This window comes from Vibrio mangrovi, assembly GCF_024346955.1.
GTDB lineage: Bacteria > Pseudomonadota > Gammaproteobacteria > Enterobacterales > Vibrionaceae > Vibrio > Vibrio mangrovi.
Genome location: NZ_AP024884.1, coordinates 864,638 through 888,288, shown reverse-complemented (window position 1 = coordinate 888,288; position 23,651 = coordinate 864,638). Strand labels below are relative to the sequence as shown.

General features: G+C 45.1%; 22 protein-coding genes. 13 read left to right on the top strand and 9 right to left on the bottom strand.

Annotated features, from left to right (window positions below; translation table 11 throughout):
- Positions 1-158 precede the first annotated feature (158 nt).
- Both narQ and OCU74_RS20090 read left to right on the top strand, forming a co-directional pair.
- Entirely contained in the window at positions 159-1,904 is a 1,746-nt protein-coding gene (gene narQ / locus OCU74_RS20095; RefSeq protein WP_261856172.1) for a nitrate/nitrite two-component system sensor histidine kinase NarQ, read from the top strand.
- 3 nt (positions 1,905-1,907) lie between these two features.
- Positions 1,908-2,534, top strand: coding sequence for a response regulator (locus tag OCU74_RS20090; RefSeq protein ID WP_087482212.1), 627 nt, complete (start codon positions 1,908-1,910; stop codon positions 2,532-2,534).
- A 76-nt stretch (positions 2,535-2,610) separates the two neighbouring features.
- Here the strand turns inward: OCU74_RS20090 and OCU74_RS22060 are convergent, their stop codons facing one another.
- Together OCU74_RS22060 and OCU74_RS20075 are read right to left on the bottom strand one after the other, a co-directional pair.
- Positions 2,611-3,915, bottom strand: coding sequence for a methyl-accepting chemotaxis protein (locus OCU74_RS22060; protein ID WP_087482211.1), 1,305 nt, complete (start codon positions 3,913-3,915; stop codon positions 2,611-2,613).
- A gap of 311 nt (positions 3,916-4,226) precedes the next feature.
- A complete protein-coding gene (locus OCU74_RS20075; RefSeq protein ID WP_087482210.1) occupies positions 4,227-5,477 on the bottom strand; it encodes a dicarboxylate/amino acid:cation symporter in 1,251 nt (416 codons plus the stop codon).
- A 468-nt stretch (positions 5,478-5,945) separates the two neighbouring features.
- On the opposite strand from OCU74_RS20075, the gene OCU74_RS20070 reads away from it, so the two are divergent.
- Complete coding sequence (locus OCU74_RS20070; RefSeq protein WP_087482209.1) at positions 5,946-6,710, top strand: EAL domain-containing protein; 765 nt, start codon at positions 5,946-5,948, stop codon at positions 6,708-6,710.
- Between the two features lie 90 nt (positions 6,711-6,800).
- Here OCU74_RS20070 and OCU74_RS20065 read toward each other — a convergent pair whose 3' ends face one another.
- Entirely contained in the window at positions 6,801-7,256 is a 456-nt protein-coding gene (locus OCU74_RS20065) for a DUF3069 domain-containing protein (protein ID WP_087482208.1), read from the bottom strand.
- Between the two features lie 183 nt (positions 7,257-7,439).
- Between OCU74_RS20065 and OCU74_RS20060 the strand changes: the two genes are divergently transcribed.
- Both OCU74_RS20060 and OCU74_RS20055 read left to right on the top strand, forming a co-directional pair.
- Positions 7,440-7,922 carry a cupin domain-containing protein gene (locus OCU74_RS20060; protein ID WP_087482207.1) on the top strand — a complete coding sequence of 161 codons (483 nt, stop codon included), beginning with the start codon at positions 7,440-7,442 and terminating at the stop codon, positions 7,920-7,922.
- 68 nt (positions 7,923-7,990) lie between these two features.
- The gene (locus tag OCU74_RS20055) at positions 7,991-8,314 is read left to right on the top strand and encodes a hypothetical protein (protein WP_087482206.1); all 324 of its coding nucleotides are present in this window, start codon (positions 7,991-7,993) and stop codon (positions 8,312-8,314) included.
- Positions 8,315-8,410: 96 nt separating this feature from the next.
- Here OCU74_RS20055 and OCU74_RS20050 read toward each other — a convergent pair whose 3' ends face one another.
- Positions 8,411-9,406, bottom strand: a complete 996-nt coding sequence (locus tag OCU74_RS20050) for an LLM class flavin-dependent oxidoreductase (protein WP_087482205.1) — start codon at positions 9,404-9,406, stop codon at positions 8,411-8,413.
- A 338-nt stretch (positions 9,407-9,744) separates the two neighbouring features.
- On the opposite strand from OCU74_RS20050, the gene OCU74_RS20045 reads away from it, so the two are divergent.
- The 3 genes from OCU74_RS20045 to OCU74_RS20035 all read left to right on the top strand — a co-directional run bounded on the left by OCU74_RS20045 (position 9,745) and on the right by OCU74_RS20035 (position 12,992).
- Positions 9,745-10,497 (top strand): SDR family NAD(P)-dependent oxidoreductase, encoded by a 753-nt coding sequence (locus OCU74_RS20045; protein WP_087482204.1) that lies wholly within the window; start codon positions 9,745-9,747, stop codon positions 10,495-10,497.
- A 230-nt stretch (positions 10,498-10,727) separates the two neighbouring features.
- On the top strand, positions 10,728-12,413 hold the full coding sequence (locus OCU74_RS20040) for an alkaline phosphatase D family protein (RefSeq protein ID WP_159457461.1): 1,686 nt from the start codon (positions 10,728-10,730) through the stop codon (positions 12,411-12,413).
- A 231-nt stretch (positions 12,414-12,644) separates the two neighbouring features.
- Positions 12,645-12,992 (top strand): hypothetical protein, encoded by a 348-nt coding sequence (locus OCU74_RS20035; protein WP_234993620.1) that lies wholly within the window; start codon positions 12,645-12,647, stop codon positions 12,990-12,992.
- A gap of 125 nt (positions 12,993-13,117) precedes the next feature.
- Here the strand turns inward: OCU74_RS20035 and OCU74_RS20030 are convergent, their stop codons facing one another.
- From OCU74_RS20030 to OCU74_RS20015, 4 genes are all read right to left on the bottom strand, one after another.
- Positions 13,118-14,770, bottom strand: a complete 1,653-nt coding sequence (locus tag OCU74_RS20030; RefSeq protein WP_087482202.1) for a tannase/feruloyl esterase family alpha/beta hydrolase — start codon at positions 14,768-14,770, stop codon at positions 13,118-13,120.
- 142 nt (positions 14,771-14,912) lie between these two features.
- On the bottom strand, positions 14,913-15,797 hold the full coding sequence (locus OCU74_RS20025; protein WP_087482201.1) for a LysR family transcriptional regulator: 885 nt from the start codon (positions 15,795-15,797) through the stop codon (positions 14,913-14,915).
- 322 nt (positions 15,798-16,119) lie between these two features.
- Complete coding sequence (gene puuE, locus OCU74_RS20020; RefSeq protein ID WP_087482200.1) at positions 16,120-17,037, bottom strand: allantoinase PuuE; 918 nt, start codon at positions 17,035-17,037, stop codon at positions 16,120-16,122.
- Positions 17,038-17,062: 25 nt separating this feature from the next.
- A complete protein-coding gene (locus OCU74_RS20015; protein WP_087482199.1) occupies positions 17,063-17,737 on the bottom strand; it encodes a GntR family transcriptional regulator in 675 nt (224 codons plus the stop codon).
- Between the two features lie 336 nt (positions 17,738-18,073).
- On the opposite strand from OCU74_RS20015, the gene OCU74_RS20010 reads away from it, so the two are divergent.
- Entirely contained in the window at positions 18,074-19,519 is a 1,446-nt protein-coding gene (locus OCU74_RS20010) for an NCS1 family nucleobase:cation symporter-1 (RefSeq protein WP_234993619.1), read from the top strand.
- Positions 19,520-19,588: 69 nt separating this feature from the next.
- Here the strand turns inward: OCU74_RS20010 and OCU74_RS20005 are convergent, their stop codons facing one another.
- On the bottom strand, positions 19,589-20,647 hold the full coding sequence (locus tag OCU74_RS20005; protein WP_087482198.1) for a phosphodiester glycosidase family protein: 1,059 nt from the start codon (positions 20,645-20,647) through the stop codon (positions 19,589-19,591).
- A gap of 284 nt (positions 20,648-20,931) precedes the next feature.
- On the opposite strand from OCU74_RS20005, the gene OCU74_RS20000 reads away from it, so the two are divergent.
- From OCU74_RS20000 to OCU74_RS19985, 4 genes are all read left to right on the top strand, one after another.
- The gene (locus OCU74_RS20000; RefSeq protein WP_087482197.1) at positions 20,932-21,168 is read left to right on the top strand and encodes a hypothetical protein; all 237 of its coding nucleotides are present in this window, start codon (positions 20,932-20,934) and stop codon (positions 21,166-21,168) included.
- A gap of 296 nt (positions 21,169-21,464) precedes the next feature.
- On the top strand, positions 21,465-22,256 hold the full coding sequence (locus OCU74_RS19995; RefSeq protein WP_087482196.1) for a transporter substrate-binding domain-containing protein: 792 nt from the start codon (positions 21,465-21,467) through the stop codon (positions 22,254-22,256).
- Positions 22,257-22,272: 16 nt separating this feature from the next.
- Positions 22,273-22,941: an amino acid ABC transporter permease gene (locus OCU74_RS19990; RefSeq protein WP_087482195.1), complete on the top strand. Its 669-nt coding sequence runs from the start codon at positions 22,273-22,275 to the stop codon at positions 22,939-22,941.
- A gap of 12 nt (positions 22,942-22,953) precedes the next feature.
- Positions 22,954-23,610 (top strand): amino acid ABC transporter permease, encoded by a 657-nt coding sequence (locus OCU74_RS19985; RefSeq protein ID WP_087482194.1) that lies wholly within the window; start codon positions 22,954-22,956, stop codon positions 23,608-23,610.
- The last annotated feature ends 41 nt before the right edge of the window (positions 23,611-23,651 follow it).

The following is a 23,651-nucleotide window of genomic DNA, read 5'->3' as shown; positions in this document are numbered from 1 at the left end:
GTTTATTATTTGTGGCGTATGGACGATATAGAGAAAGACATTATCCGGGCGCTGTTGGGCTAATTCGTTATATTTATCCGAAATGATGTATTCTTAATAAATAGCAATTACAACTTTGTTGAACATGATCAAATAGATACGACACGGAGGAAGTCAGGTTGGTCAATCACGCGGAAAAATCAGTTACCGGAGCAGGATCAGTTACCGGAACCATAGCAAAAGCCATGTTGCTTATCCTGCTGCTTTCTGTGGTGACGACCAGCATTGCTATTGTGACATTAGCCTGGTCGCTGAATGATGCTGAGGCGGTGAATGTTTCGGGCTCGATGCGGATGCAAAGTTACCGTCTGGCTTATGATATTCAGAGTCATTCAGGACAGTACGTGCAACATATTGAAAATTTTGAAGCATCGATTCATGCACCATCGATGTCGGCGTTACGCAGTCGGTTTGTTCCGGAAGAAATTCAGCATAGTTACCAACAGATTATTTTACGCTGGCAAACGCTGAAAGCGATTCTTCAGTCCGATCATGCTGAAGAATATCTGAATCAGGTCGCAAGTTTTGTCGCACAGATTGATCATTTCGTCTTTCTTCTGCAACGTTACTCTGAACGGAAACTGATCGATCTGGCCTGGGTTGGTGCTCTCGGATTAGGCGGTATTCTGCTGATTTCGGTTTATGTGGTGCGCTTTATCCGCAGGGAAGTCGTGAAGCCATTGAAAGCGTTGCTGGTTGCAAGTCGCCGGATTCAGAACCGCAATTTCGACGTCGTGCTGAGTTCCGGCAGTCAGAGTGAAATGGGAATTCTGACCCGGACATTCAATCATATGGCTCAGGATTTGGGGAAACTCTACCGGGGATTAGAACAGGCTGTTGATGAAAAAACCCGAAAACTTCAGTATGCGAATCACTCTTTGAAGGTGCTTTATGATTCTTCACAGGAGCTGACGGCTTCCAGAATCACCCGAGAAAATTTTCAGGCGATTTTAAAACATATCAAAAGTATTGACGGAATCAAAGCTGTCCGCCTGGAAGTCGGAGGGGAAGATGAAATCAGCTGGACGCTTCAGGAAGGCAGTATCGGACAAGAAAACCTGCACATGTTGCCAATGGAGCTTGATCAGCAGCACCTTGGTTGCTTATATCTGGAATATACCTTGCCCAGTCCGGATCAGACGCTGGTGGAAAATTTCTCTCAGATACTTGCCCGGGCTGTTTTTTTCAATCGCTCTCAGCGACAGGCCGAGCAACTGCTGTTGATGGAAGAACGGGCGACAATTGCCCGTGAGCTACATGATTCGTTGGCTCAGTCACTCTCTTATCTGAAGATTCAGGTTGTCCTGTTAAAGAGAACTTTGGCCCAATGTATTTTAAAACAAAATATTGAGCAGCAGGCGACGGCTCAGGTTGAGGCTGTCATTACCGATATCGATAATGCCCTGAGCAGTGCTTATACACAGTTGCGGGAACTTCTGACTACTTTTCGTCTTACAATTAAAGAAGGTAATTTTGCACAGGCGCTGGAAGGTATGGTACAGCAACTGGGAGAACACACAGAAGTCACTATTTCTCTGGAGAACGTCCTTTCGTCTCTGGCTCTGGATGCGCATCAGCAGGTTCACCTGTTGCAGCTGATCCGGGAGGCAACACTCAATGCGATCAAACATGCTCAGGCCAGCAGAATCGAAATTCTTTGCCGTGAAAATGAGACACAGATTGTTGTGACTGTCAGTGATGATGGTATTGGTTTTAACCGTCAGGAAGCTGAGCTGAACCATTACGGCATGACAATTATGCGGGAGCGGGCGTCCCGATTGGGTGGAGAATTGTCGGTCGAATCTACACCAGACGCCGGTTGTACGGTGACTCTGGTTTATCAAAAAACACAGGAACTATCATAAGCAATGTATAAAGTAATCTTGGTTGATGATCACCCGCTGATGCGTAAAGGGATCGCGCAATTATTAAGTTTTGAGGAAGAATTCGAGGTAATTGGCGAAGCCGGTAACGGAACTGAGGCGGTGGCTTTGGCACATGAGCTTGAACCAGATTTGATTCTGCTGGATCTGAATATGAAAGGGATGTCCGGACTAGACACCCTCAAAGCGCTCAGAGCCGATGAGTCTCAGGCAATCATTGTGATTCTGACTGTCTCTGACAGTGCCGCGGATATTGAAGCGCTGGTCAAAGCTGGTGCCGATGGTTATTTACTGAAAGACACCGAGCCGGATGAACTGGTAGAACTGATGAAGGAAGCTGTCCGGGGGAATAAAGTCTACAGTGATTTTGTGGTCAGGCATCTGCGGGAGAATAAGGATCAGGTCAATCGGTTTGATATGCTGACAGAGCGTGAGCTTCAGATTCTGGGAGAAGTTGCGAAAGGGTTTCGTAATAAGCAGATTGCTGATCGTCTTTTTATTTCGGAGTCGACAGTTAAGGTTCATATGAAAAGTTTGCTGAGAAAACTCTGTGTTCCTTCCCGAACGGCAGCGACGGTTCTGTTTCTGGAGAGATACGGTGAACTGAAATAGATTCTCCGGAGGAATGTCACCTCCCTAAGTGGAGGTGACAGAAGGTACATCCTGAAGAACCGAATTTATACACAGGTTAAAGTTTTTCGTTTAACTCACTGACGGAACGGGAAATGTTCTCTGCTCCCCGATAAATTTCATCGATGACAGTTGCGACCTGGGATATTTTATTCATACCTTCTCCGGCAATCTGATTTACTTCAGACATGGCTGAAGTTGCAGACAGCATCAGTTGATGGGTTTCATGCACGACATTGGCTATTTCTTCCGTCGATTGTGCTGTCCGGGAAGCCAGTTTACGAACTTCATCGGCAACGACGGCAAAGCCGCGTCCCTGTTCTCCGGCACGAGCGGCCTCAATTGCTGCATTGAGGGCGAGAAGGTTGGTTTGTTCAGCAATTCCGCGAATGGTATCGACAATCTCTTCGATACTTTTCGATTTATCATTCAGAGACTGGATTTTCTCTGAAGTTTCCTGAACCTGATGAGTAATTCTTTTCGATACTTCGACAGCCTCATCAAGCTGGTCTGCACCCTGTTTAGCGATTTGAGATGTTTCTACCGCTGTGCTGAAGGCTAAATCGGTCGATTCGGCAATTGCGATGTTACGTCTTTCCTGCTGGGTAATATCAGAAGCGAATTTAATCACTTTTGTGACTTTACCTTTGGCATCCATAATCGGGTTATAGGTTGCTTCCAGCCAGACATGTTCACCGTGGCTTGCTATGCGCAGAAACTTTCCGGACTTAAACTGGCCCTGACTCAATTCCTGCCAGAAATTTGGGTTATTCCGGATAAATGCTTCATCACAGAACATACGATGATGTTTTCCCTTGAGCTGTTCCTGAGTGTATCCCATGGTATGCAGAAAGTTTTTATTGGCACTGATGATGTGTCCGTCGGGTTGAAACTCGATGATAGCCAGAGAACGATTCAACGCGTCCAGAATGCTCTCTCTGGACTGACTAAGTTCATACTTATCAGTGACGTCATTGGCAATTTTCATTACCCGGACCACCTTGTTGTCAATGGTGATCGGAAAGTAGGTTGCTTCTAGCCAGACGTCCTGACCGCTTTTATTTTTTCGTCTGAATGTCCCGTGTTGTGAATGGCCTGCTGCGATACTTTTCCAGAACTGGGAGTACTCGCTACTGCGACTGTAATCATCAAAACAGAGCATGGAGTGGTGATGACCGAGGATTTCTTCTTTTTTATATCCTAATGTATTCAGGAGAATATCATTGATATTCACAATGGTGCCGTCAACATTGAACTCAATGACAGCAACATGTCTCTCAACAGATTCTGCCGTTCCCTGTAAAGTATGTAATTGTTGTTGTGTTTTTTGTAAATCAGATTTTAACTGTCGGCTCGTAAACATAAGAAAAAACCCTTAATATTAATATGGTTAATAACACGCACCAATGACATCAGCATCTGAGTTTCTTGCTGATATAAATAATTATAGAAGTCCGCCAATAGATATCTCACAAAATTGAAAAATTATATTTCGAATATGTGTTCAGATGTAGATGCATCCGATTGCAATATTAAAATTATGTAAATGATATGTACAGATATGTAAAGCATTAAATAATGATTACAGTCTATGTTCAGGGAAAAAGCTGATTTTCAGGAAACATCAGAAAAAATACCCCGGAAGTGTCCGGGGTATTGTCAATTGGGAAGAGATTAAGATCTTGAATAAATTTCGGTATCCAGTTCGTTTTCACTCTTTGCGACCAGAACAGCAACCATCATGTCACCGCAAACATTAATCGTTGTACGGGCCATATCCAGAATGCGGTCAATACCTGCAACAATTGCCAGACCTTCAATTGGCAGACCGACGGTGGTCAGAACCAGAGAAAGCATGATTAATCCTGCACCCGGGACTCCGGCGGTTCCTACCGATGCCAGTGTTGCTGTCAGGATAATTGTCAGATAGTCCGCGCTTGTCAGGTCGATACCGAATGCCTGAGCAATGAACAACGCACAAACGCCCTGATAAAGTGCTGTACCATCCATGTTAATTGTTGCACCCAGCGGCAGGACAAAACTGGAAACACTTTTTGAAACGCCGAGTTCTTCCTGAGATGCTTTGATTGTTGCAGGCAGAGTACCGGAGCTGCTGGTGGTTGTGAAAGCAACTGCCGCCGGATTGGTCAGGCTTTTCAGATAACGGATCGGATTCAGACGTCCCAGAATCGCGAGCGTGCCCGTGTAGAAGATCAGGACATGCAGTAATGCACCGACATAAACGGTAGCAATCACTTTGATCAACGGCAGCAGGACGTCGATCCCGTAAACCCCGGCAACCCAGGCCATCAGGCCGAATACGCCGTAAGGTGCAAACTTCATGATGAGTGCCGTCAGTTTATACATGGCTTCAGCCAGGCTTTCGAAGACTTTTACTGCCGGTTCCCCTTTTTCTCCGATCATTGCCAGTGAAACCCCAAGCCCCAGTGCGAAAATGATGATTTGCAGAATGTTACCGGCAGCAAGGGCGCCAACAGGGTTTTTCGGGATAATGTTCAGCAGTGTCTGAATTAGCGGCGGTGCGTCTTTACCGATAGCATCCGGGTTAGAAGCAACCATATGCAATCCTTCTCCCGGGGCAACGATTGCTGCCAGTACCAAACCGATTGAAATCGCGACGGCGGTTGTCCCTAAATACAATACAATTGACTTGAATCCGATCCGTCCCATTTTGCGGGTATCTTTCATTGATGTGATCCCGACAACCAGAGAGCAGAAGACCAGAGGAACGATGAGCATTTTTATTGCGTTAATAAACAGAGTTCCGATCGGTTTCAAAAGTTCGGCTTGTGGTCCCATGAACGCGCCGACAATGACACCTAAAATCATGCCGAGCAGGATTTTCTTCCATAGTTCAAGTCTTGACCATGGACCTGCCATTGTTGTGTTATTGATATTGTTCATTTTTTATCCATTTGATGTTGTGTTAAACCCGGCAACAAAATGTTGCCGCAGGATTACACAATAAAACTATGTTTGGGTAAAGATGTATATTGATATATTTATTATCATTGCATTTCTGTTATAAAATGCTGTCTGTATATGTCTATGTAATGATTTGTATTTTTGGAGATAAAAGATAAAAAATACGGGTTAAGCCTGAAAATTCCTTCAGATTCTCATCTCTCCCAATCCGGTACGACGAGACGCTGAGTGTCCCGGTTTTAATATTTTTATCAGTCAATATATTGACGATTCAGCAACATCTAAATCACATTCTCATGAAACAAGTGATTTCATTGATCATAAAATGTATGCATATATCATGCTTATCAGATGGTTATAAATATGTGTGAATGAAGTTACTTGTGTAAGTGATAAGAGGCGGCTAGGGTTAGTGTGACAATATTTTTGACGCAGAGGCGATAATCTATGAAATCAAAGTCCTCGGAACATCAGTTGTACAGTGGACCGTGTCAGAGTGAGGAAAACATGGGGCACTTTTTAACGGCATTTCAACCGATTGTTGATTGTCAGGAAAAGAGAATCGTTGGCTATGAAGCACTTGTTCGGGGTCAGAATAATGAAGATGCCGATGTTGTCATTGCTTCGGTAAAAAACGACAGTCGTTACGCATTTGATCAAATGTGCCGGGTCAGGGCGATTGAGAATGCGTCGCGTCTCGGTCTGGATTTACTATTGAGTATTAATTTTCTGCCGAATGCGATTGTTCATCCTGAACAGTGTTTGCAGGCGACACTGGAAGTTGCCGGACGGTTTAAGTTTCCGACTGAGAATATTATTTTCGAGTTTACTGAAGTTGAGGAGATTGAAGATATTTCAGGTATGCTTGAAATTATCCGGACCTATCGGGATATGGGCTTCAAAACAGCGATCGATGACTTCGGTTCCGGCTATTCCGGATTGGGGTTGCTTGCTGATTTACAAACCGACATTGTCAAACTGGACATGTCGTTGATTCGGGAGATTGATAAGGACGCGATCAGACAGTGTATTCTTAAACATTCACTGAGCATGATGAACGAACTGAATATTGATGTGATTGCCGAGGGGATAGAATCGAAAGAAGAAATGCTCTGGCTACAACAGGCTGGTATTCGGTTTATGCAGGGATTCTATTTTGCTGAGCCGGAGATTAACCGGTTACCTCTGGTCGATTCTGAAGTCTTCATCTGATTCTCAGTCGTGTGTCACGGCAGGACAACATGGGTTCCTGCCGTATTACTGCTATTGGTTACTACTACTATTGGTTACTACTAATATTGGTTACTGAGGCTGAGTTTCATGAGACTGAAACACATCAGTAAATTCACGTTTCAGAATGGGATCCCGCCGGGCTTTTTTCAGCTGTTTTACCATATCTTTCACACATTGAGACAACACTTGGTCCAGCATCTGTGCCCGGTAATCTTCTTTAGCTTTGTCGTCCATTGATTCTGGTAAGTCAATCCCGGCAATTTCTTCCATCGTTTCAATCCCGGCGAAAGCCTGACTGACTGAGATCAGCGCATGGAACTGCTCAAAATTGTCTAAAATATTTTGTGCGCTGGCTGGCAGACTGTTCCATGATTCTCTGACGGCTTCTTCCGATACCTCATGGATCGAAGCAATCATGGTAAACATTTCCTGAGGTACATCATCAAATAAAATTACCTGGCGAAGTTCCGGAGAAAGTTCGTCAAGCTGAACCTGAGGTTCTTGAGATTGTGTCGTATCAGACATAAAAGGCACTCATCGGGTTAAAAACTCCCATGCTAAAAGGAAGTTTTCTGTTGTCAATTCATTCTGTATGAAGAATGAGACAGTTGTCAGTATTCTGAGCAGATTGGAGCGATCATCGTCTTATTCTGAAGTCAGAGTGCTATGATGAGTACACATTATTCATTCTGGAGAAGGAAAGAGAACATGGATAAATATCTCATGACCCAGGAAGAAATTGAGCAATATGAGGGGATTTCAAAAACTCATTTTCTGAATGAGAATGCGCAAAGGGTAAATAAATCACTTGGCGATCTGACCGGATTAACCGGATTTGGATTTCATCTTGTGGAAATCCGTCCCGGATATGAATCTACAGAGTTTCACAAACATTATCATGAAGATGAATGTGTCTATATTCTCGAAGGAACCGCAGAAGCAGTCATTGGTGATGATATATACACCGTAAAAGCCGGTGATTTTTTAGGTTATCGCGCAGGAGGTAAAGCACATATGCTGCGCAATAACGGGACAACAGTTTTGAAATGTATTGTCGTCGGCCAGCGTTTGGCGCACGATGTCGGAGATTATCCCAGACAGAATAAACGTATTTACCGTCAGGAAGGAATGCCCTGGAATCTGGTCGACATTGAGAATATTACCGAACCGAGTGCAGGCAAAAAGGTGTGATGATATAATTTCATTTTATCTATCCGACATATGTATTGTTTATATTTAATTGTAAGGACAGAAGTTACATGTATAAAAAAGTCTTATTGATTGGTGCTCTGTTTTTTAGCACTTATGGGAATGCTGCAAGTTATTCTCAGGATACGGGTTCTGTGAGTCAAGTTTATGTGAGTCCTTCCGGGTCGATTGCCTTATTGTTACAAGGAGGATACCCCAATGCGGTGAGTTCCAGACAGTGTCCCAGCAGTAATGGTTGGGCTGGAGTGTCAAATGCTGACGGAGCATTTAAGTCGGTCATCCTCGCGGCAAAGACTTCAGGGCAAAAACTGACTGTGACCATTAATGGATGTGAAGGCGGATGGTTTAAGATTCAGGATCTGTATTTACAGTAAATTCGTCTGATGTTTTGTGTATAAACTGATTGATACCGAGCTATATATTTTAGAACCATATATTAGAAAATATAAGCCCGGTATCCGTTTTCTCTTTTATAGCCAGCTTTCAGCGATGAGCTGATGAGAACGAATTCGGGCATCTGCATCGTGGATCCACGAATTCACCATAATTTCATCAGCACCGGTACGTTCAGTCAAACGGGCTAATCCCTTTCTTATTTTTTCCGGGGTTCCCCATATTGATTCACGTAATTGGTGCAATACCCGCTGAGCTTCAGCCGGGTGCCATAAGGTGTCCATATTCCCGACCGGTTTTGGTAATTTACCTTCGACACCACGTCCGAGGTTGAGAAACTTTTGCAATTCCGTTGTTGCCAGATACTCTGCCGCTTCTTGTGTTTCTGCTGCCACCATATTGACACAAACCATCACATAAGGTGCAGATAACTGCTCTGATGGCTGGAAAGCTGACCGGTATGTCTGAATTGCATCATGCATGGCATCCGGAGCAAAGTGTGAAGCAAATGCCAGAGGTAATCCTTTCCGGGCCGCCAGCCCGGCACTGAAAGTACTGGAACCCAGTAACCATAATGGAATGTTTAACCCAGCTCCGGGGACTGCTACGATTTTCTGCCCTTGACGTGGCGGAGCCAGATAATGTTGCAGTTCAGTAACCATCTCCGGGAAATCCAGCCCCTGAGAGCGTTCCTCGCGGCGAAGTGCCATTGTGGTCGCGTAATCGGTGCCGGGTGCCCGCCCTAAACCGAGATCCACTCTTTCCGGATACATTGTTTCTAATGTGCCAAATTGTTCCGCAACGACCAGCGGGGCATGATTCGGTAGCATGATACCTCCGGAACCGATGCGGATGGTTTCGGTTCTGGCACCAATATGACTGAGGATCACCGTTGTCGCTGCACTGGCGATATCTTTCATGTTGTGATGTTCTGCGACCCAAAAACGTTGATAACCAGCTTTCTCTGCGGCCTGTGCTAAACGAACACTGTTCTGGATTGCATCCCTGATGGTTGAACCTTCTGCTATCGGGGCCAGATCCAGTACTGAAAGTGGTGTGATGTGATTACTCATAGATATGCCTTCGCGTCAATTTGCAAAAATAAGGTTTAGCGTCGGTCATACTATTATTGATATACAGAGAAGAATAAACACGTTTTAGTTCCACTTCATGTAGACAAAATATCTACAATAATTCATTTCTGGCTTGTATATCCTGACGAGTATATTTGTATTCCCAATTGATTATATAGAGAAAGTAATTTCTACAGATTGTGGAATTATTTTCCACACCATTAAGATTTTGAGTCGCTTTATATTATTGATGGATTATTCCATAGTGGGTAACAGTTCAGCTTTCTCATTACCAGAATAAGATCAATACTTTTTACGTTATAAACGAGGAATATGTTATGAGTCGGGTTGTTATTGTTACCGGAGGCACTCGGGGAATTGGGCTGGAAACTGCGAAAAAATTCGTCACTCGGGGAGATCGGGTTGTTGTTGCCAGCATTGATAAAGAAGAAATTATCACTCAAGCCATGGAGACATTAAGTCAGATTGGGGAAGTGGAGTTCATTGAATGTAATCTGGCAAAAGCAGAAGATTGTGAATATGTCGTATCGCAGACTCTGAAAAAATTTGGCCGGATCGATGTCTTAGCCAATGTGGCAGGTGTGGTTGGGAAAAGGGAGCCGTTTCTGGAAGCTGATCTCTCCGATACAATGAATACGATTCAAATCAACTTAATGGGAACGATTCAGATTGGTCATTATGTCAGTAGAGCAATGGCTGACAATAAGTCGGGTGTCATTATCAATGTCGGTTCTATTTGCGGAGCTATGGCAAATACTGAAAGTATTGGTTATCACGCCAGTAAAGGCGGTGTAAAAATGGTCACTCAGGCGATGGCGAGAGAGCTTTCTCCATATGGTATCCGGGTTGTTTCCGTTGCTCCGGGATGGGTGAAAACCGATATGATCGACAAGCCGATTGAAGAAATTGGCAGTAAGTTACATATGAAAGGCAGGATTATTGAACCGATTGAAATTGCGAATTCTATTTATTTACTGTCTCTGCCTGAGGCTAGTGCAATTAATGGGACAACCGTAATGGTTGATGATGGCTATTCATCATTTAAAGGTGTTGATGGTTATCAGGTATAGGTTGCCATCCATTCAAACTACAGTATAAATCATCATCTGATATCAGTGCTCATCAACAAGATGACACTGATATTTTTGTATTTATAATTCCTACGACTATACTATGGTATTCATATGAACTGTGAATTCGTTCTATTTTTCATATAAATACGATGATGGTTTCTTGCATACCACTGGTCACTGAGATTGCTACTGGTGTTCAGCGAATCTTGTATAGAAAAGGAAATTTTATGCCTGCTTTACCGAATCCGGATAACTTTGAATCCCGCCAGCACAAATTGCCGACAGCTGCAATTGTCGGACATGTTACCGCAACATCTGTCAAAATATGGGTCAGGGCTTATCGTCCTGGAGAATGGCGTCTTGTGTTGAGCCCGACACCATTAGATTTTGACCCGTTTTCTGCGGTATCGGTCAATCAGTCGATTCATCAGAACTGCCATTTGTGCAGTGAAGATATTCAGTCTGAAAATGGTCTGACGACAGTATTTGAATTCGGAGATCTGACTCCGGACACAACATACTATTACTATCTGATTGCCGGTGGTGACCTGTTTGATGAAATTGAACGCAAAGTTGAATTAGGCAGCCAGCATCAATGCTGCTTTACGACCGACAATGATGAAATCAGGGATTTGGCTTTTGGCTTTTACAGCTGTCATGACCCGTTTGGACATAAATCGTTTTCTGAAGGATTATGGCCGGTGATGAACGATCATCTGGTTCATAACGATGTGCGTTTTTGTATCGGTGGTGGTGATCAGGTGTATTGTGATACTCATGGTGAAGCCAAGCAGCCCAGAGATCCTGAAGGAAAGCCTTATATCACTGATTTATGGAAGTGGCTCAAAACCTACAAGAATGCTTTGTATCAGAAATATCTGCATGGTGGTGCTCTGGATGAACGGGGGGTGGTGGAATACCTGAAAAAACTTTACCGTTCTTATTATCGAACCTACTGGAATGTACCGTCCATGCTGGCGGTCTTCCGGCGGTATCCTCAATATATGATTTGGGATGATCATGAAATTATGGATGGCTGGGGATCATTGACCAAAGAGCAAAGGATTAAAAAGCTGAATCACCTGTTTCAGGATGATGAAGATGAGGTGAATGCAACAATAGCCAGACTCACTTTTCAGGCAGCAGCAGAGGTGTATCAGGAGTATCAGCACAGCCATAATCCGACAACTCATTCGGCCGCTCAGGTCTCACAGAATGTGGTTCAGTGTCAGTGGGATTACGCTTTTGTGAAAGGGCAGGTTGGTTTTTATGTGCTGGATATGCGTGGTCATCATGATATTGAAAGGGCTGAAGGGGAACGCATTCTTGGCCGGGAGCAGATGAGCCGTTTACAGCAATGGCTACAATTGCCGTCTACACAATCACTCAAAGCTGTATTTATTGTTTCCCCTGTGCCGGTTATACACTGGAACGATGAAGTGTTGGAGAATATGTCTTTCGTGGTCGATCTGTTTGGTGGTGGTGATGACGTTAGGGATGAGTGGGGACATAAAAGTAATGTGAAAGAACGGGATCAGTTGCTTGATTTACTGGGACGTTTTTCCGCTGAAAGACAAGTTCCGGTGACCATTCTCAGTGGTGATGTACATAGTTGTAGTGCATATAAGATCACGCTGGGTGAGCATCCCGGAGCCAATCTGACTCATGTAACCTCCAGCGCCGTTTCCAGAAAACCGGCACCGGCTGTTTCCAATCATCTGATTGCGGATTCCGGACCGTTGTACAAACATGCCAATGGCCGTTGTGAGAAATTATTTGGTCTGACAGGCGAGAATAATTTTTTAGTCGTTCGGGTAAATACTAAAACAACACAGACAAAAGTGTCGGTTGCTATTTATTATGGTGCACCGAATGATGAGGCTTTAAATCAGTTTATTGTACACGTGCAGTAATGATGATATTGAATAATTTGGTGGGTGCATGATTATTGGTGTAATTATAATCTCAGCCGAAATAAAACATGATGTACCCACCAAATCCTGAATTAAATATTCTGGTATAAATATCAGCATCATTGAACCATTTTATCATACTGATACAATTTATGCTCTTAGCGATAACTCACAGAATTTTATTCAGACTTTCATGAGTGATCATCATTTTCTAATTATTTAGGAACATAAATGAAGACTTTTTTTCGAAGTTTAGTTGTTATGGGAATTGCTGTTAGTGGTGTACTTCAGGCTGCAGAATATCCGGGAGCATTCAAGATCAGTTCTATTTTTATGTCGGGCCCGACTAACTTCCACTTTCGGGTCATATCAAGTAACCCTAATGCCTGGCATTGTCACAATGGTCCCAAGAATCCGTCCTGGTCATATATCAATGAAAATGATCCGGGCAGTAAAGGGATGATGTCTGCATTACTGGCAGCATACGTGGCTAAGAAAACAGTAAAAGTTGTTACCGAAGGGGTCGACACACCGGCGGGACACATGTGCCACATCATTGAATTCCAGATTTCCGAGTGATCCGGAGAAAGAACTTTTTGTATCAATACTTTTGGTATCAATATCAGTTAGGTCATTCATAAAAAATATCCCGGCACTAATCCGGTACCGGGATAATGGAGTCACGCGTACTCCAGGGGGAAAACTTATTCACATTTATATGAATCGATGGAATTGATATCGCCATTTCCCTGATATTTTGCAATCTTAGGATAAACACAGATCGGTTGATGTTTATCTGGGAAGGCTTTGCCTTTTGCTGCCAGAAACTCAGGAGCCTGATTTTTTTCTACCCATTTTTCCATTGCCGTCAATGGATCAACATCATCCAGCGCTGGCCCATCACCACAGTGGTTCATGCCCGGAATCATAAACAACCGGTTCCAGTTACGCATCGCAGTATTGTCACCGTGTGAGGTATTCTGTTCGGTTTTCAGATACCAGTCACGAATGTCATCGGCAGAAAATACCGGATCGGAAACACCCTGGATGATAAGCATTTTTCCGCCACGGGAAACATAGCTGTTCATCATTGTCATGGTGGCATCATTCAGTGAACCTGTTTCTCTGACTTGATCAACATCTTTATCAAAATCGAACATCATCGGGTTGAAGCCCGGTTGTGGCGGTGTCATAAAGTAAAACAGCAGAGAGCCGGCACCCAGAACGGTGTTAAATGCATCTGGTTTGGTTGCATCCTGAGAAAAACCTAATTTCCACATTCTCCAGCCCGGAGCCGAGACACCGGTATCATATGGCCAGCTGTTGTAGAGTGGTTTACCCTGGCTGTCTTTCGGCCCACCGAATACCGCTTTAATTGCTGTAACTTTTTCGGAAGACAAACAGGCAGAGCTATCGCCGTTTTTACACTGAATGTCACTTGGGTCGAAATCACAGCCGATATAGTCGTTAACAATGCCATCTTTCAGACCATCTCTTACATCACATTTTTCCAGTACTGCATCGGTGAGCAGTTTCAGGTCATTATTGGTTAAGGCATTGGCTAAGACCTTACGACCCTGATTATCCGCAGGAGCAATGCTATAAAGTGTTTGTGTATCCCATGTTTCTGCAACAGCCGCACGACTGAGGTGGAATCCTGGATTTGATGCAATGACACCATCAAATTCTGTTGGATAACGCTGTGCTGCGATCATGGCTTCACGACCGCCATTTGAACATCCCATAAAATAGGAATGTTGAGGGCGGGCATCGTAATAGGCTTTGACAATGTTCTTCGCCGCCTGAGTGACTTTTCCGATTGCCGCATAGGCATAATCAAGACGGGCTTTCTGGTCAAGGCCGAAAGTAGGATCCATGCCATCGTGACCACCGTTCATCGATGTGACGGCATAACCACGTGCTAATGCCGGCAACGCTGTAGAGCCATGAATAGGAATGGTGCCCAGTGCATTGGCAAGAAAACCATCTGTTCCGCCACCACCCTGAAAAATAAAGCGATTCTGCCAGTGTTCAGGTGTAGGCAGGCGAACTTCGAAACGTATTTTGTATTCTTTACCGTCAGCTCCGGTACGCTTATCGATTTCACCACGGACCAGACAGTGAGCCGGCAGTTCGAACTGGGTCGAACTTGCCCCGGTAAACATCCGGTTCGGATCCTGTTGTGATAATCCTTTCCCGACATACTGAGTTTCGGTAACCGTACCATTCTGAATAGACAGATCTTTGAGTTGTGCACAGCGATCAACATTATCGGCTAATGCGATACTGGCATGTGCCAGAGTTCCGATAAATGCTAATGCAGTACTGATTTTCGCCTTATTTTCTAATAAATTCATAGAGGCTTCCTTTGATTTAGATAGGCATACATTACCACTCTGTTTCACGATTCAATAATACAAATATTTGGTAAAAATAATCTAATTCATCGATAGATCAATATTGTGATGTTCGAAAAGTTAAGCCGGTTATTGGTTTGAACTACGGTCTGTTATGTCGCTCACAGCATTGCTTGAGCATTTCCGCCAGATAAGATGTAGCTGGTCCTTTCGCCTTTCTGCTTTTTTCAACTAAGTATAAAGGAATCTCACATTTTGGGAGTTCGGTGATTTTGATTCTTCTGAACAGGCCGCTTTCAAGATAGTCGGTGATAGCGTGTTCCGGTAGCCATCCATAGCATAGATTGGCCTTCAATGCTGAAATTGCGGAATCCACCGAACGTACTGACCAGATTTTCCCGGGAATGGTTGGAGCGTTTTCCATTTCTGACTGAAAAGATTTCTGATAGAAAATCATCTTGTGGGATGCCAGTTGCTCAAAAGAATAGGTGTCATGTCCTTCCTGAAACATCGGATGATCTTTATGGGCAACCGGAATCAGGTTTACTTCGATGAGTTTTGTTCCCGGAACCAGACCGTCTTCTGAGATGGTAATAGCCAGATCAAAAGCATTATCGTCACTGGGTAAAAAGCGCAGGTGTTCGTCAATATGAACTTCGGTCAGGGGGAACTTCTCACTAAAAAGGCGAATTGCTTCAAAAAGAATATCTTTAGGAAATATGTTGTCGATACTCAGTAGTATTCTTGCTTCGACACCATTGGCGAGAAAGTGTGCGGTTTTTTCGAGATACTCGAAATCTTCCAGCAGCGGATAAACGCTTTGCAGCAGGTTACGCCCAGCGGGAGTCAGCTCGCAACGTTTTCCTTCTATATTAATGAGCTGAACATTCAGTTGAGACTGAAGCTTAGACATGGAATAGCTAATTGTGGACTGACTCCTGTTCAATGCTTCTGCGGCGGCACTGAATCCATTCTCTTCGACGATGGTTTTAAAAACAAACCATTGATCCAATGTTGTTTTAAACACTTCTCTGCTCCTGAATCGTTGAATGTCCTGTTATAAAACGGCTTTTGTAAACTTTAAAGTAAAACAATTCAATATTTCGATGAGAGTCGGGCAATTAAAGGCCAGAAGTCAGAGCAGCTTTAGATGGAGTTTTGATATACCAATATGTAAGTGGTGCGGCTGGCTGGATAGTAAAGGTGACCGTTGAAGACAACACCCCAAGGTCGAATTTAACGGTCACCAGAGTAACACCAGCGCCCACTTCTTCACGGATGAAGCCCCGAAGCCGCTGGTATTATCGATATCATAAAATTGATTTGGGTTAAGGAGAGGTAAACGAAAATCAAATTGTCGGCGGATGCTTTTCTATCCAGTGTCTGGCGATGTCTTCCCGTTTGGCAATCCAGACTTTTTCATGTGACTGGACGTAATCAAGAAACTTCTTCAGCGCCATAAAACGGCTGGGTTTACCGAGAACCCGGCAATGCATTCCGATGGACATCATCTTGGGCTTCTCTTTTCCTTCCTCATATAAACAATCGAAGTGATCTTTCAGATACTGGAAGAATTCGTCTCCGTGGCTGAAACCATAAGGGGAGGCGAAGCGCATGTCATTGGTATCCAGTGTATAAGGGATCACCAGATGTGGTTCTTCCTGTCCTTCAACCCGGGTCCAGAAAGGCAGATCGTCACCGTAATAGTCGGAGTCGTAGAGCAGTCCTTCCTGTTCGGCAACCAACTGACGGGTATTCGGAGAGTCGCGTCCGGTGTACCAGCCGATTGGGCGTTTACCGGTCAGGTTCTCGATAATGTCCAGCGCATCCCGCATATGCTGACGTTCCTGATCGATATGCATGTTCTGGTAATGGATCCACTTCAAACCGTGGCAGACGATCTCATGATCAGCTTCAACAATGGCTTTGGTTACTTCGGGGTTTCGTTGCAGCGCTGTGGCAATCCCGAAAATCGTCAGAGGCAGGTCACGTTTGCGGAATTCATTCAGAATCCGCCAGACACCGACTCGCGATCCGTATTCATAGAGAGATTCCATACTCATATGGCGTTCGGGATAAGGTTCTGCTCCGAAAATTTCAGACAGAAAAGTCTCGGCATGATCATCACCGTGCAGTACACAGTTCTCACCGCCTTCTTCATAATTCAATACAAACTGGAGCGCAACACGCGCCTGTCCCGGCCATTGGGCATCCGGCACCTGATCACGTCCGTAGCCGATATAATCGCGGGGATTGTGTTCTTCCATGGGTTATTTCCTTTATATATTCAGATTACTTTTCTGTTCCGGCAAAAATCTGCTGGAAATCAATGGTTGTCTTCTGTTCCTGCTCTAGTTTCAGTGAAGCCCGGATGTGATTGAGGTGACGCGTCATCCATTGTTGTGCTGCGTCGGCATCCTGTTGGTTCAGCAGAGAAATCAGCTCAGTGTGATCGCCACAGTCGCAACTGACGCTATTACGGGAACCGAATGCTGCAATAACCAGTGAGGAACGGTAACAAAGCTGCTCGATAAAATCGGCCAGAACTGAATTCCCGGCGAGTTTGGCTAGTTCATAATGAAAGCGGGCGGTGAGCTGAATCGAATCGGACAGATGACCATGCTGCTCAGCTTCTTTCTCTTCGTTGACCATCTGGGTGAAGCGTTCCGATTGTCTGGCATCCCAGTTTTTCAGCAGTTCGGGAATGAGCAAGGGTTCCAGCAGAATCCGGCTGCTTAACACTTCTTCGGCTTCCTGAAGTGTGGGGCGGTTAACATGGGCACCTTTGTTGGGCTCAATCACAACAAAACGTTCCAGAGCCAGACGTTGCAGGACTTTACGAATGCCTGTCCGGCTGACGCCGAAGGCTTCAGAGAGCCGATCCTCCGGCAGACGTACTCCCGGAGCTAACTGATGCTCGACAATGGCTTTGAGCATTTTTTGATAGATTTTTTCATCATTCGACATCGCTTCTTTCTCGTTTTTGTTTCTTAGACTCTTTATATCGACTCATTTTGTATACAGTTTATTGCAGTAAGGTGTATACAAGCAATATATATACCATGGATAGTATCAGTCGATCATGATGCTCTGTCTGACCAGAGTGCTTATTTTATATTAGGTGAAACCAATCATATCGGTTCGGTCGTTTATGCACCATAAAGTTGCAAAAATGCATAAAATAAGTGCAATCCGAGTCACGAATTATACGTGAAAGCCGTGATGATACTGGTTTTCCACGATATTTCAGGTTGGCACACAAATTGTATTTATCATTGTATACAATTTGGCGATGGAGAGTCGATGATGAAAAAGGAACTACCGGTCAGCCCACGGTTGAGTAATGCAGATCTCGCCCCGGATACAGAACAGAAATGGGGATGGTACAGCATTTTTGCTTTCTGGATGTCTGATGTACATAGTGTTGGTGGCTATGTTTTTGCCGCAAGCCTGTTTGCATTAGGACTGAATGGTATTCAGGTCTTCATCAGCTTACTGGCTGGGATTTCAATTGTCATGGTATTTGCCAATTTGATGGGAAAACCGGGCCAGCAGGCAGGAGCGCCGTTTCCGGTGATTGCCCGGATGTCATTTGGCGTCTTCGGTGCCAATATTCCTGCGGTGATCCGAGGATTAATTGCGGTCGTCTGGTATGGGATTCAGACATATCTGGCGTCCAGCTCATTCATTATTCTGCTGCTGTACTTTTTCCCGCAGCTGAGCAGTCTGGCACAAGACAGTTTCCTCGGATTATCTTATCTGGGCTGGATTGGCTTCAGTGCAATGTGGGTGATGCAGGGTATCGTCTTTATGTTCGGAATGGATATGATCCGCAAAGTGATTGACTGGTCTGGTCCGGCGATATATGTCGCGATGTTTGCTTTGTGTATCTACATGATCGATCTGGCCGGATGGGACAACATCAGCTTTAACCTGAGTAGCCATAATCTGGGAGGATGGGATGCGATCAGTCAGATGGTGATTGCCATTGCTCTGGTTGCCGGATACTTCGCCGGACCGACACTCAACTTCAGTGACTTTTCCCGTTATTGTGGTAGTTACCAGAAGCTGAAACTCGGTAACATTCTGGGACTTCCGCTGAACTTTGTCCTGTTTTCTCTGTTTAGTGTGGTGATTGTTTCCGCATCGATTCCGGTATTTGGTGAAATGATTACCGACCCGGTTGAAACCGTGAAACGACTCGATTCCGGAATGATTACGGTTCTGGGTGCACTGACATTTATCTTTGCCACCGTCGGAATCAATATTGTCGCAAACTTTGTTGCTCCGGCATTTGATTTCTCGAACGTTTCTCCGCAGAAGATCAGTTTTAAAGCCGGCGGATTTATCGCAGCGTTCGGTTCGGTGCTGCTGACGCCGTGGAACCTGTTTAACAATCCGGAAGTGATTCACTATACCGTGGATATTCTGGCGGCAATGATCGGGCCTTTATACGGGATTATTCTGGTCGATTACTTCCTGATCAAGAAAAGTCAGATTGATATTCCCTCGTTGTATACTGAATCACCGCAAGGCCAGTACTGGTACGAAAATGGCGTGAACAGAAAAAGTATCTATGCTCTCGTGATTGCCGGTTTTGCTGCTGTCTGTGCAACATTCTGGGTCACTGAACTGGCGAATTATGCGCTGTTTATCGGTGGTGGTGTTGCTGCATCCGTCTATCGTTTCCTGATGGAATCGGAGCGCTCGCGGATGGTCAGTCTGCAACTGGCAAGACAGAAGTCTTAATTGATTTGCTTCCTTGATTTATCAAGCCTGCCAGATAATCCGGCAGGCTTTTACCTGTAGAGTTATTGTTTAGTCAGAAACTTTATCCAGATAGACCGGTCTGGATAATGCCGGATCTTCTTTTTCTGCCTGCGTTGGTACCCGTGAAGTCAGAATATTTGGAATCGGGCGAATTTCCGTATCTGGTTTTCCGCCCCGGGAAACCTGCTTAATCCCGTCAGGAGTCTGAACACCCATAAAGACTGAGCCGCCACCGTCAACATTCAGAATGGCAGACTGAGGTGCTGCGCCGTGCATCGCGATGGACTGCCATTGCTCAATGGTCGGACTTAGCTTTTTATTACCTTCGGCAGTCGCGGTATGCATACGAATGTCTCCGTTGGGTTCGAGAGAAATAGCCGCCCGTTCGTTGTTATCACTGGTCATGGCACCGGCACGGATATTCAGGGGATTGGTGATCACACCCTGTTCGGTATTGAGCCGGTAACGAAAACGGTCATCGTCAAAAGACGGCTTTTCTTCTCCCGGCTGATATAACAGTGGGCCACTGGTGAGCAAAGTATCGTCGCCACTTTTGATGGTCCGGTAGTCTTGCTTCCAGGGATTGGGAACCGGCGTATGATCATCCCTGTGTCCGGTCGGGCCGACAGTCCGGCCAATGCCCTGAATTTTTTCTCCGCTATCTGTTTCTTTATTCGGAACGTGGACAAAATAGCCACCGTTGATAATGGCAGAATTCAGAGAGGCTTTTTGAGCCTGAACCTTCGGATTGACCGGTAATTCACCATTCTGAGTCCCCAGAACATTAAGCGTTCTGGCTCCGTCTTGAATGGTTAAGCGGTTATAGGTTGCTCCCGGCTTAAGATTTTCCTGAATTAATTTCAGCGGTGTCCCGTCTTCGGCCAGCAATTTGCTACTCTGTTGTGGCGACTGAATGGTTGTCCGGGTTATTCCCGGCGCTTCAGTGCCGACGGAGACCTGCTGACGGGCAAAATGTCCCCGGACAAATTTCTGGATCAGCGTCGCACTGAATATTTTTGAGTCGGTGGTACGGTTCTGACTTTGATGAACCGATGTGTGATGGTCTGAATCTGCGTATGCATGAACTCCGGACGCGGATACTTTCATGGTTTCTCCTGTATTACCTGATGAATATAAAGGTGATGTAGAGTCAGAAGGTCATGACTTTCAGAGGGCCGCATCTTTGCGTCAATAAAGCAATGTCGAGCCGCCTGTGTTGTAATTTTTATTTGTAATAGGTGGCATATTGATAACCTTGGTTCCATTGTGGTTATTTTGTGTTCCGTACACACGGGGATGAACCCGCAATAATCAATCCAGTTTGATGCCATAGATCCCACTATTTCTGTGAGATATGTCTAATACTTATTTAGGGTGGACAAGAGGATTGCATGATGAGCAGACTGGCTAAATACCTACACGTTCCCGAAGAATACTGGGAAGATGTTGAAAGTTGGGAAGTCGAAGAAAATGCCGAATCGCAAATCGATATGCCTTACAGCTCCTATCTCTATGTTCCGGAAGAAGCACCGGACGAATTGTTAGAGATCATGGGATGGAGTGTCGGGCAATGCATCGACAATATTCCTGCCTATGTTTTTGACGATGAGTACGATTACGGTGAGTAGCTCCCGATAGTGGAGTGTGCAGACTGTGGGAATCAGCCCCGGTTCTGCCGATACGAAATATTCCCTGTATTCACGGGGACAATCCCTTCTTACCCTGTGGTACAGAGTGCACCGTATTGGTTCACTCTTCGTATCAGATTGATCCAATTGAGTGCTAACTCCTATCTTGTTATTGCACCATTTCTGATTAATTTCAATAGAATCAATTAAATAAAGTATCAATTTTGTTATGGCACAATCGTTGCAAAAATTATATTGATTGTTTCAATCGTTTCATGACAGGATAGGGAACTCAAATGAAATTACTTCGATTGTTTGTTACAGCAGTGGCTTCGGTAGTGTTGATGGGGTATGCATTCACTGCATCGGCGGATCAACTGGAGAGTATCCATAAACGTGGTGTATTGAGAGTGGCAGTGCCGCAGGATTTTCCGCCATTTGGCTCTGTCGGGACAGATATGCAGCCTCAGGGATATGATATTGACATGGCGGCTTATATTGCCAAACAGATGCAGGTCAAACTGACACTGGTGCCGGTTACTAGTGCCAACCGGATTCCGTATCTGCAAACTCAGAAAGTGGATCTGGTGATTTCAAGCATGGGGAAAAATCCGGCCCGTGAAAAAGCGATCGACTTTAGTGAGGCTTATGCGCCTTTCTATCTGGGTGTATTCGGCACTGCCGGAGAAAAAGTAACTTCCGCTGCTGATCTGGCTGATAAAACAGTGGGTGTGACTCGTGGGTCAGTGGAAGATCTGGAGCTGAGCAAACTGGCTCCTGCATCGGCAACCATCAAACGTTTTGAAGATAATAATGCGACCTTGTCTGCTTTTCTTTCCGGACAAATCAGCCTGATTGCAACCGGTAATCTGGTGGTGACGGAGATTGCAACCCGTTATCCGGCGAAAGCGCCGCAAACGAAATTTCTGCTCAAGAATTCACCTTGCTATGTTGGGGTGATGAAGGGAGAAAGCGATCTGGTGCATGAGGTCAACCGTCTGATCAGTAAAGCCAAAACTGACGGTATTCTGGAGCAGTTCTCACAGAAATGGCTGAAAGCTCCGTTTCCGAAAGATTTAGGCGCTTGATAAGCGGGAGAATAGCATGAGCTATCAGCTAGACTATGCCGGATTAGCGCCTTACCTGCCACAGTTTGTGGCAGGTGTCTGGACCACAGTCCAACTGACGGTGATTTCCACCGTTGCGGGATTATTGGTCGGGACACTATGCGCTGCCGGGCGGACCGGTCATCATGCATGGTTACGTTTACTTTGTGCCAGTTATATTGAGGTGACCCGGAATACGCCGTTTATTGTTCAGCTCTTTTTTATCTTTTTCGGTTTACCTGCTTTGGGTTGCAAACTGACGGCATGGGAAGCCGGTGTGATTGCAATGGTCTTCAATCTGGGTGCTTACAGTGCTGAAATTATCCGGGCCGGAATTGATGCTGTTCCCAAAGGACAGTGGGAAGCCGGGAAAACACTGGGGCTGACCCGACGGCAGATTTTTATACATATTATTTTGCCGCCGGCCTGCCAGCGGGTGTATCCGGCTCTGGTCAGTCAGTGCATTATTGTGATGCTGGGTTCAGCCGTGGTGTCGCAGATTTCAGTTGAAGATCTGACATTTGCTGCCAACTTTGTGCAGTCCCGCAGTTTTCTGAGTTTTGAGTCTTATACCTTAACTGCGGTGATTTATCTGGTTCTGGCTATTGTCATGCGGCAGGGATTTGCTTATCTCCGTCAGGCCGCTTTTAAAAATCCATCCCTATAGGAGACGTCGGAGATGATGCAGTTTACCGACTGGGATATCCTCCGCAATCTGCTACTGGCAGCACGATGGACATTGTTGCTGTCACTGTATGCATTTATCGGTGGAGGAATTGTCGGACTTGGTCTGACGCTGTTGCGTAGTACGCGCAACCCGTTTTTTACCCGTCTGATTCAGCTCTATGTGGAACTGTTTCAGGGAACGCCGCTGCTGATGCAGTTGTTTCTGGCCTTTTTTGGTCTGTCGCTGATAGGTATTGAAGTCAGTGCCTGGTCGGCAGCGATTCTGGCATTAACTTTATTCAGCAGTGCCTATTTTCACGATATCTGGCGCGGATGCATTGAAGCATTACCGAAAGGGCAGTGGGAAGCCTGCCGGACTCTGGGACTGACTTATCTGCAAACCATGCGGCATGTCATTTTTCCTCAGGCCTTGCGGATTGCGATTGCACCGACGGTCGGGTTTTCCGTACAGATCGTTAAAGGTACCGCACTGGCGTCGATTATCGGATTTGTTGAGCTGACGAAAGCCGGCACCATGCTGAATAATGCCACTTTCCAGCCATTTAAAGTTTTTGCCATGGTGGCATTGCTCTATTTTGCGATCTGTTTTCCGTTATCGATGTTTGCTCGCTATCTCGAAACAAAAAAGCTGAAAACAAAGAAAGCTTAAAACAAGAAAGTTTGCCACGAAAAAAGCCGGAGGCTAAGAAA

Bases quoted from the DNA above. Each gene is read 5' to 3' on its own strand.
- OCU74_RS20090 (WP_087482212.1), top strand. From the start codon at position 1,908: ATGTATAAAGTAATCTTGGTTGATGATCACCCGCTGATGCGTAAAGGG.
- OCU74_RS22060 (WP_087482211.1), bottom strand. From the start codon at position 3,915: ATGTTTACGAGCCGACAGTTAAAATCTGATTTACAAAAAACACAACAA.
- OCU74_RS20075 (WP_087482210.1), bottom strand. From the start codon at position 5,477: ATGAACAATATCAATAACACAACAATGGCAGGTCCATGGTCAAGACTT.
- OCU74_RS20070 (WP_087482209.1), top strand. From the start codon at position 5,946: ATGAAATCAAAGTCCTCGGAACATCAGTTGTACAGTGGACCGTGTCAG.
- OCU74_RS20065 (WP_087482208.1), bottom strand. From the start codon at position 7,256: ATGTCTGATACGACACAATCTCAAGAACCTCAGGTTCAGCTTGACGAA.
- OCU74_RS20060 (WP_087482207.1), top strand. From the start codon at position 7,440: ATGGATAAATATCTCATGACCCAGGAAGAAATTGAGCAATATGAGGGG.
- OCU74_RS20055 (WP_087482206.1), top strand. From the start codon at position 7,991: ATGTATAAAAAAGTCTTATTGATTGGTGCTCTGTTTTTTAGCACTTAT.
- OCU74_RS20050 (WP_087482205.1), bottom strand. From the start codon at position 9,406: ATGAGTAATCACATCACACCACTTTCAGTACTGGATCTGGCCCCGATA.
- OCU74_RS20045 (WP_087482204.1), top strand. From the start codon at position 9,745: ATGAGTCGGGTTGTTATTGTTACCGGAGGCACTCGGGGAATTGGGCTG.
- OCU74_RS20040 (WP_159457461.1), top strand. From the start codon at position 10,728: ATGCCTGCTTTACCGAATCCGGATAACTTTGAATCCCGCCAGCACAAA.
- OCU74_RS20035 (WP_234993620.1), top strand. From the start codon at position 12,645: ATGAAGACTTTTTTTCGAAGTTTAGTTGTTATGGGAATTGCTGTTAGT.
- OCU74_RS20030 (WP_087482202.1), bottom strand. From the start codon at position 14,770: ATGAATTTATTAGAAAATAAGGCGAAAATCAGTACTGCATTAGCATTT.
- puuE (WP_087482200.1), bottom strand. From the start codon at position 17,037: ATGGAAGAACACAATCCCCGCGATTATATCGGCTACGGACGTGATCAG.
- OCU74_RS20015 (WP_087482199.1), bottom strand. From the start codon at position 17,737: ATGTCGAATGATGAAAAAATCTATCAAAAAATGCTCAAAGCCATTGTC.
- OCU74_RS20010 (WP_234993619.1), top strand. From the start codon at position 18,074: ATGATGAAAAAGGAACTACCGGTCAGCCCACGGTTGAGTAATGCAGAT.
- OCU74_RS20005 (WP_087482198.1), bottom strand. From the start codon at position 20,647: ATGAAAGTATCCGCGTCCGGAGTTCATGCATACGCAGATTCAGACCAT.
- OCU74_RS20000 (WP_087482197.1), top strand. From the start codon at position 20,932: ATGATGAGCAGACTGGCTAAATACCTACACGTTCCCGAAGAATACTGG.
- OCU74_RS19995 (WP_087482196.1), top strand. From the start codon at position 21,465: ATGAAATTACTTCGATTGTTTGTTACAGCAGTGGCTTCGGTAGTGTTG.
- OCU74_RS19990 (WP_087482195.1), top strand. From the start codon at position 22,273: ATGAGCTATCAGCTAGACTATGCCGGATTAGCGCCTTACCTGCCACAG.
- OCU74_RS19985 (WP_087482194.1), top strand. From the start codon at position 22,954: ATGATGCAGTTTACCGACTGGGATATCCTCCGCAATCTGCTACTGGCA.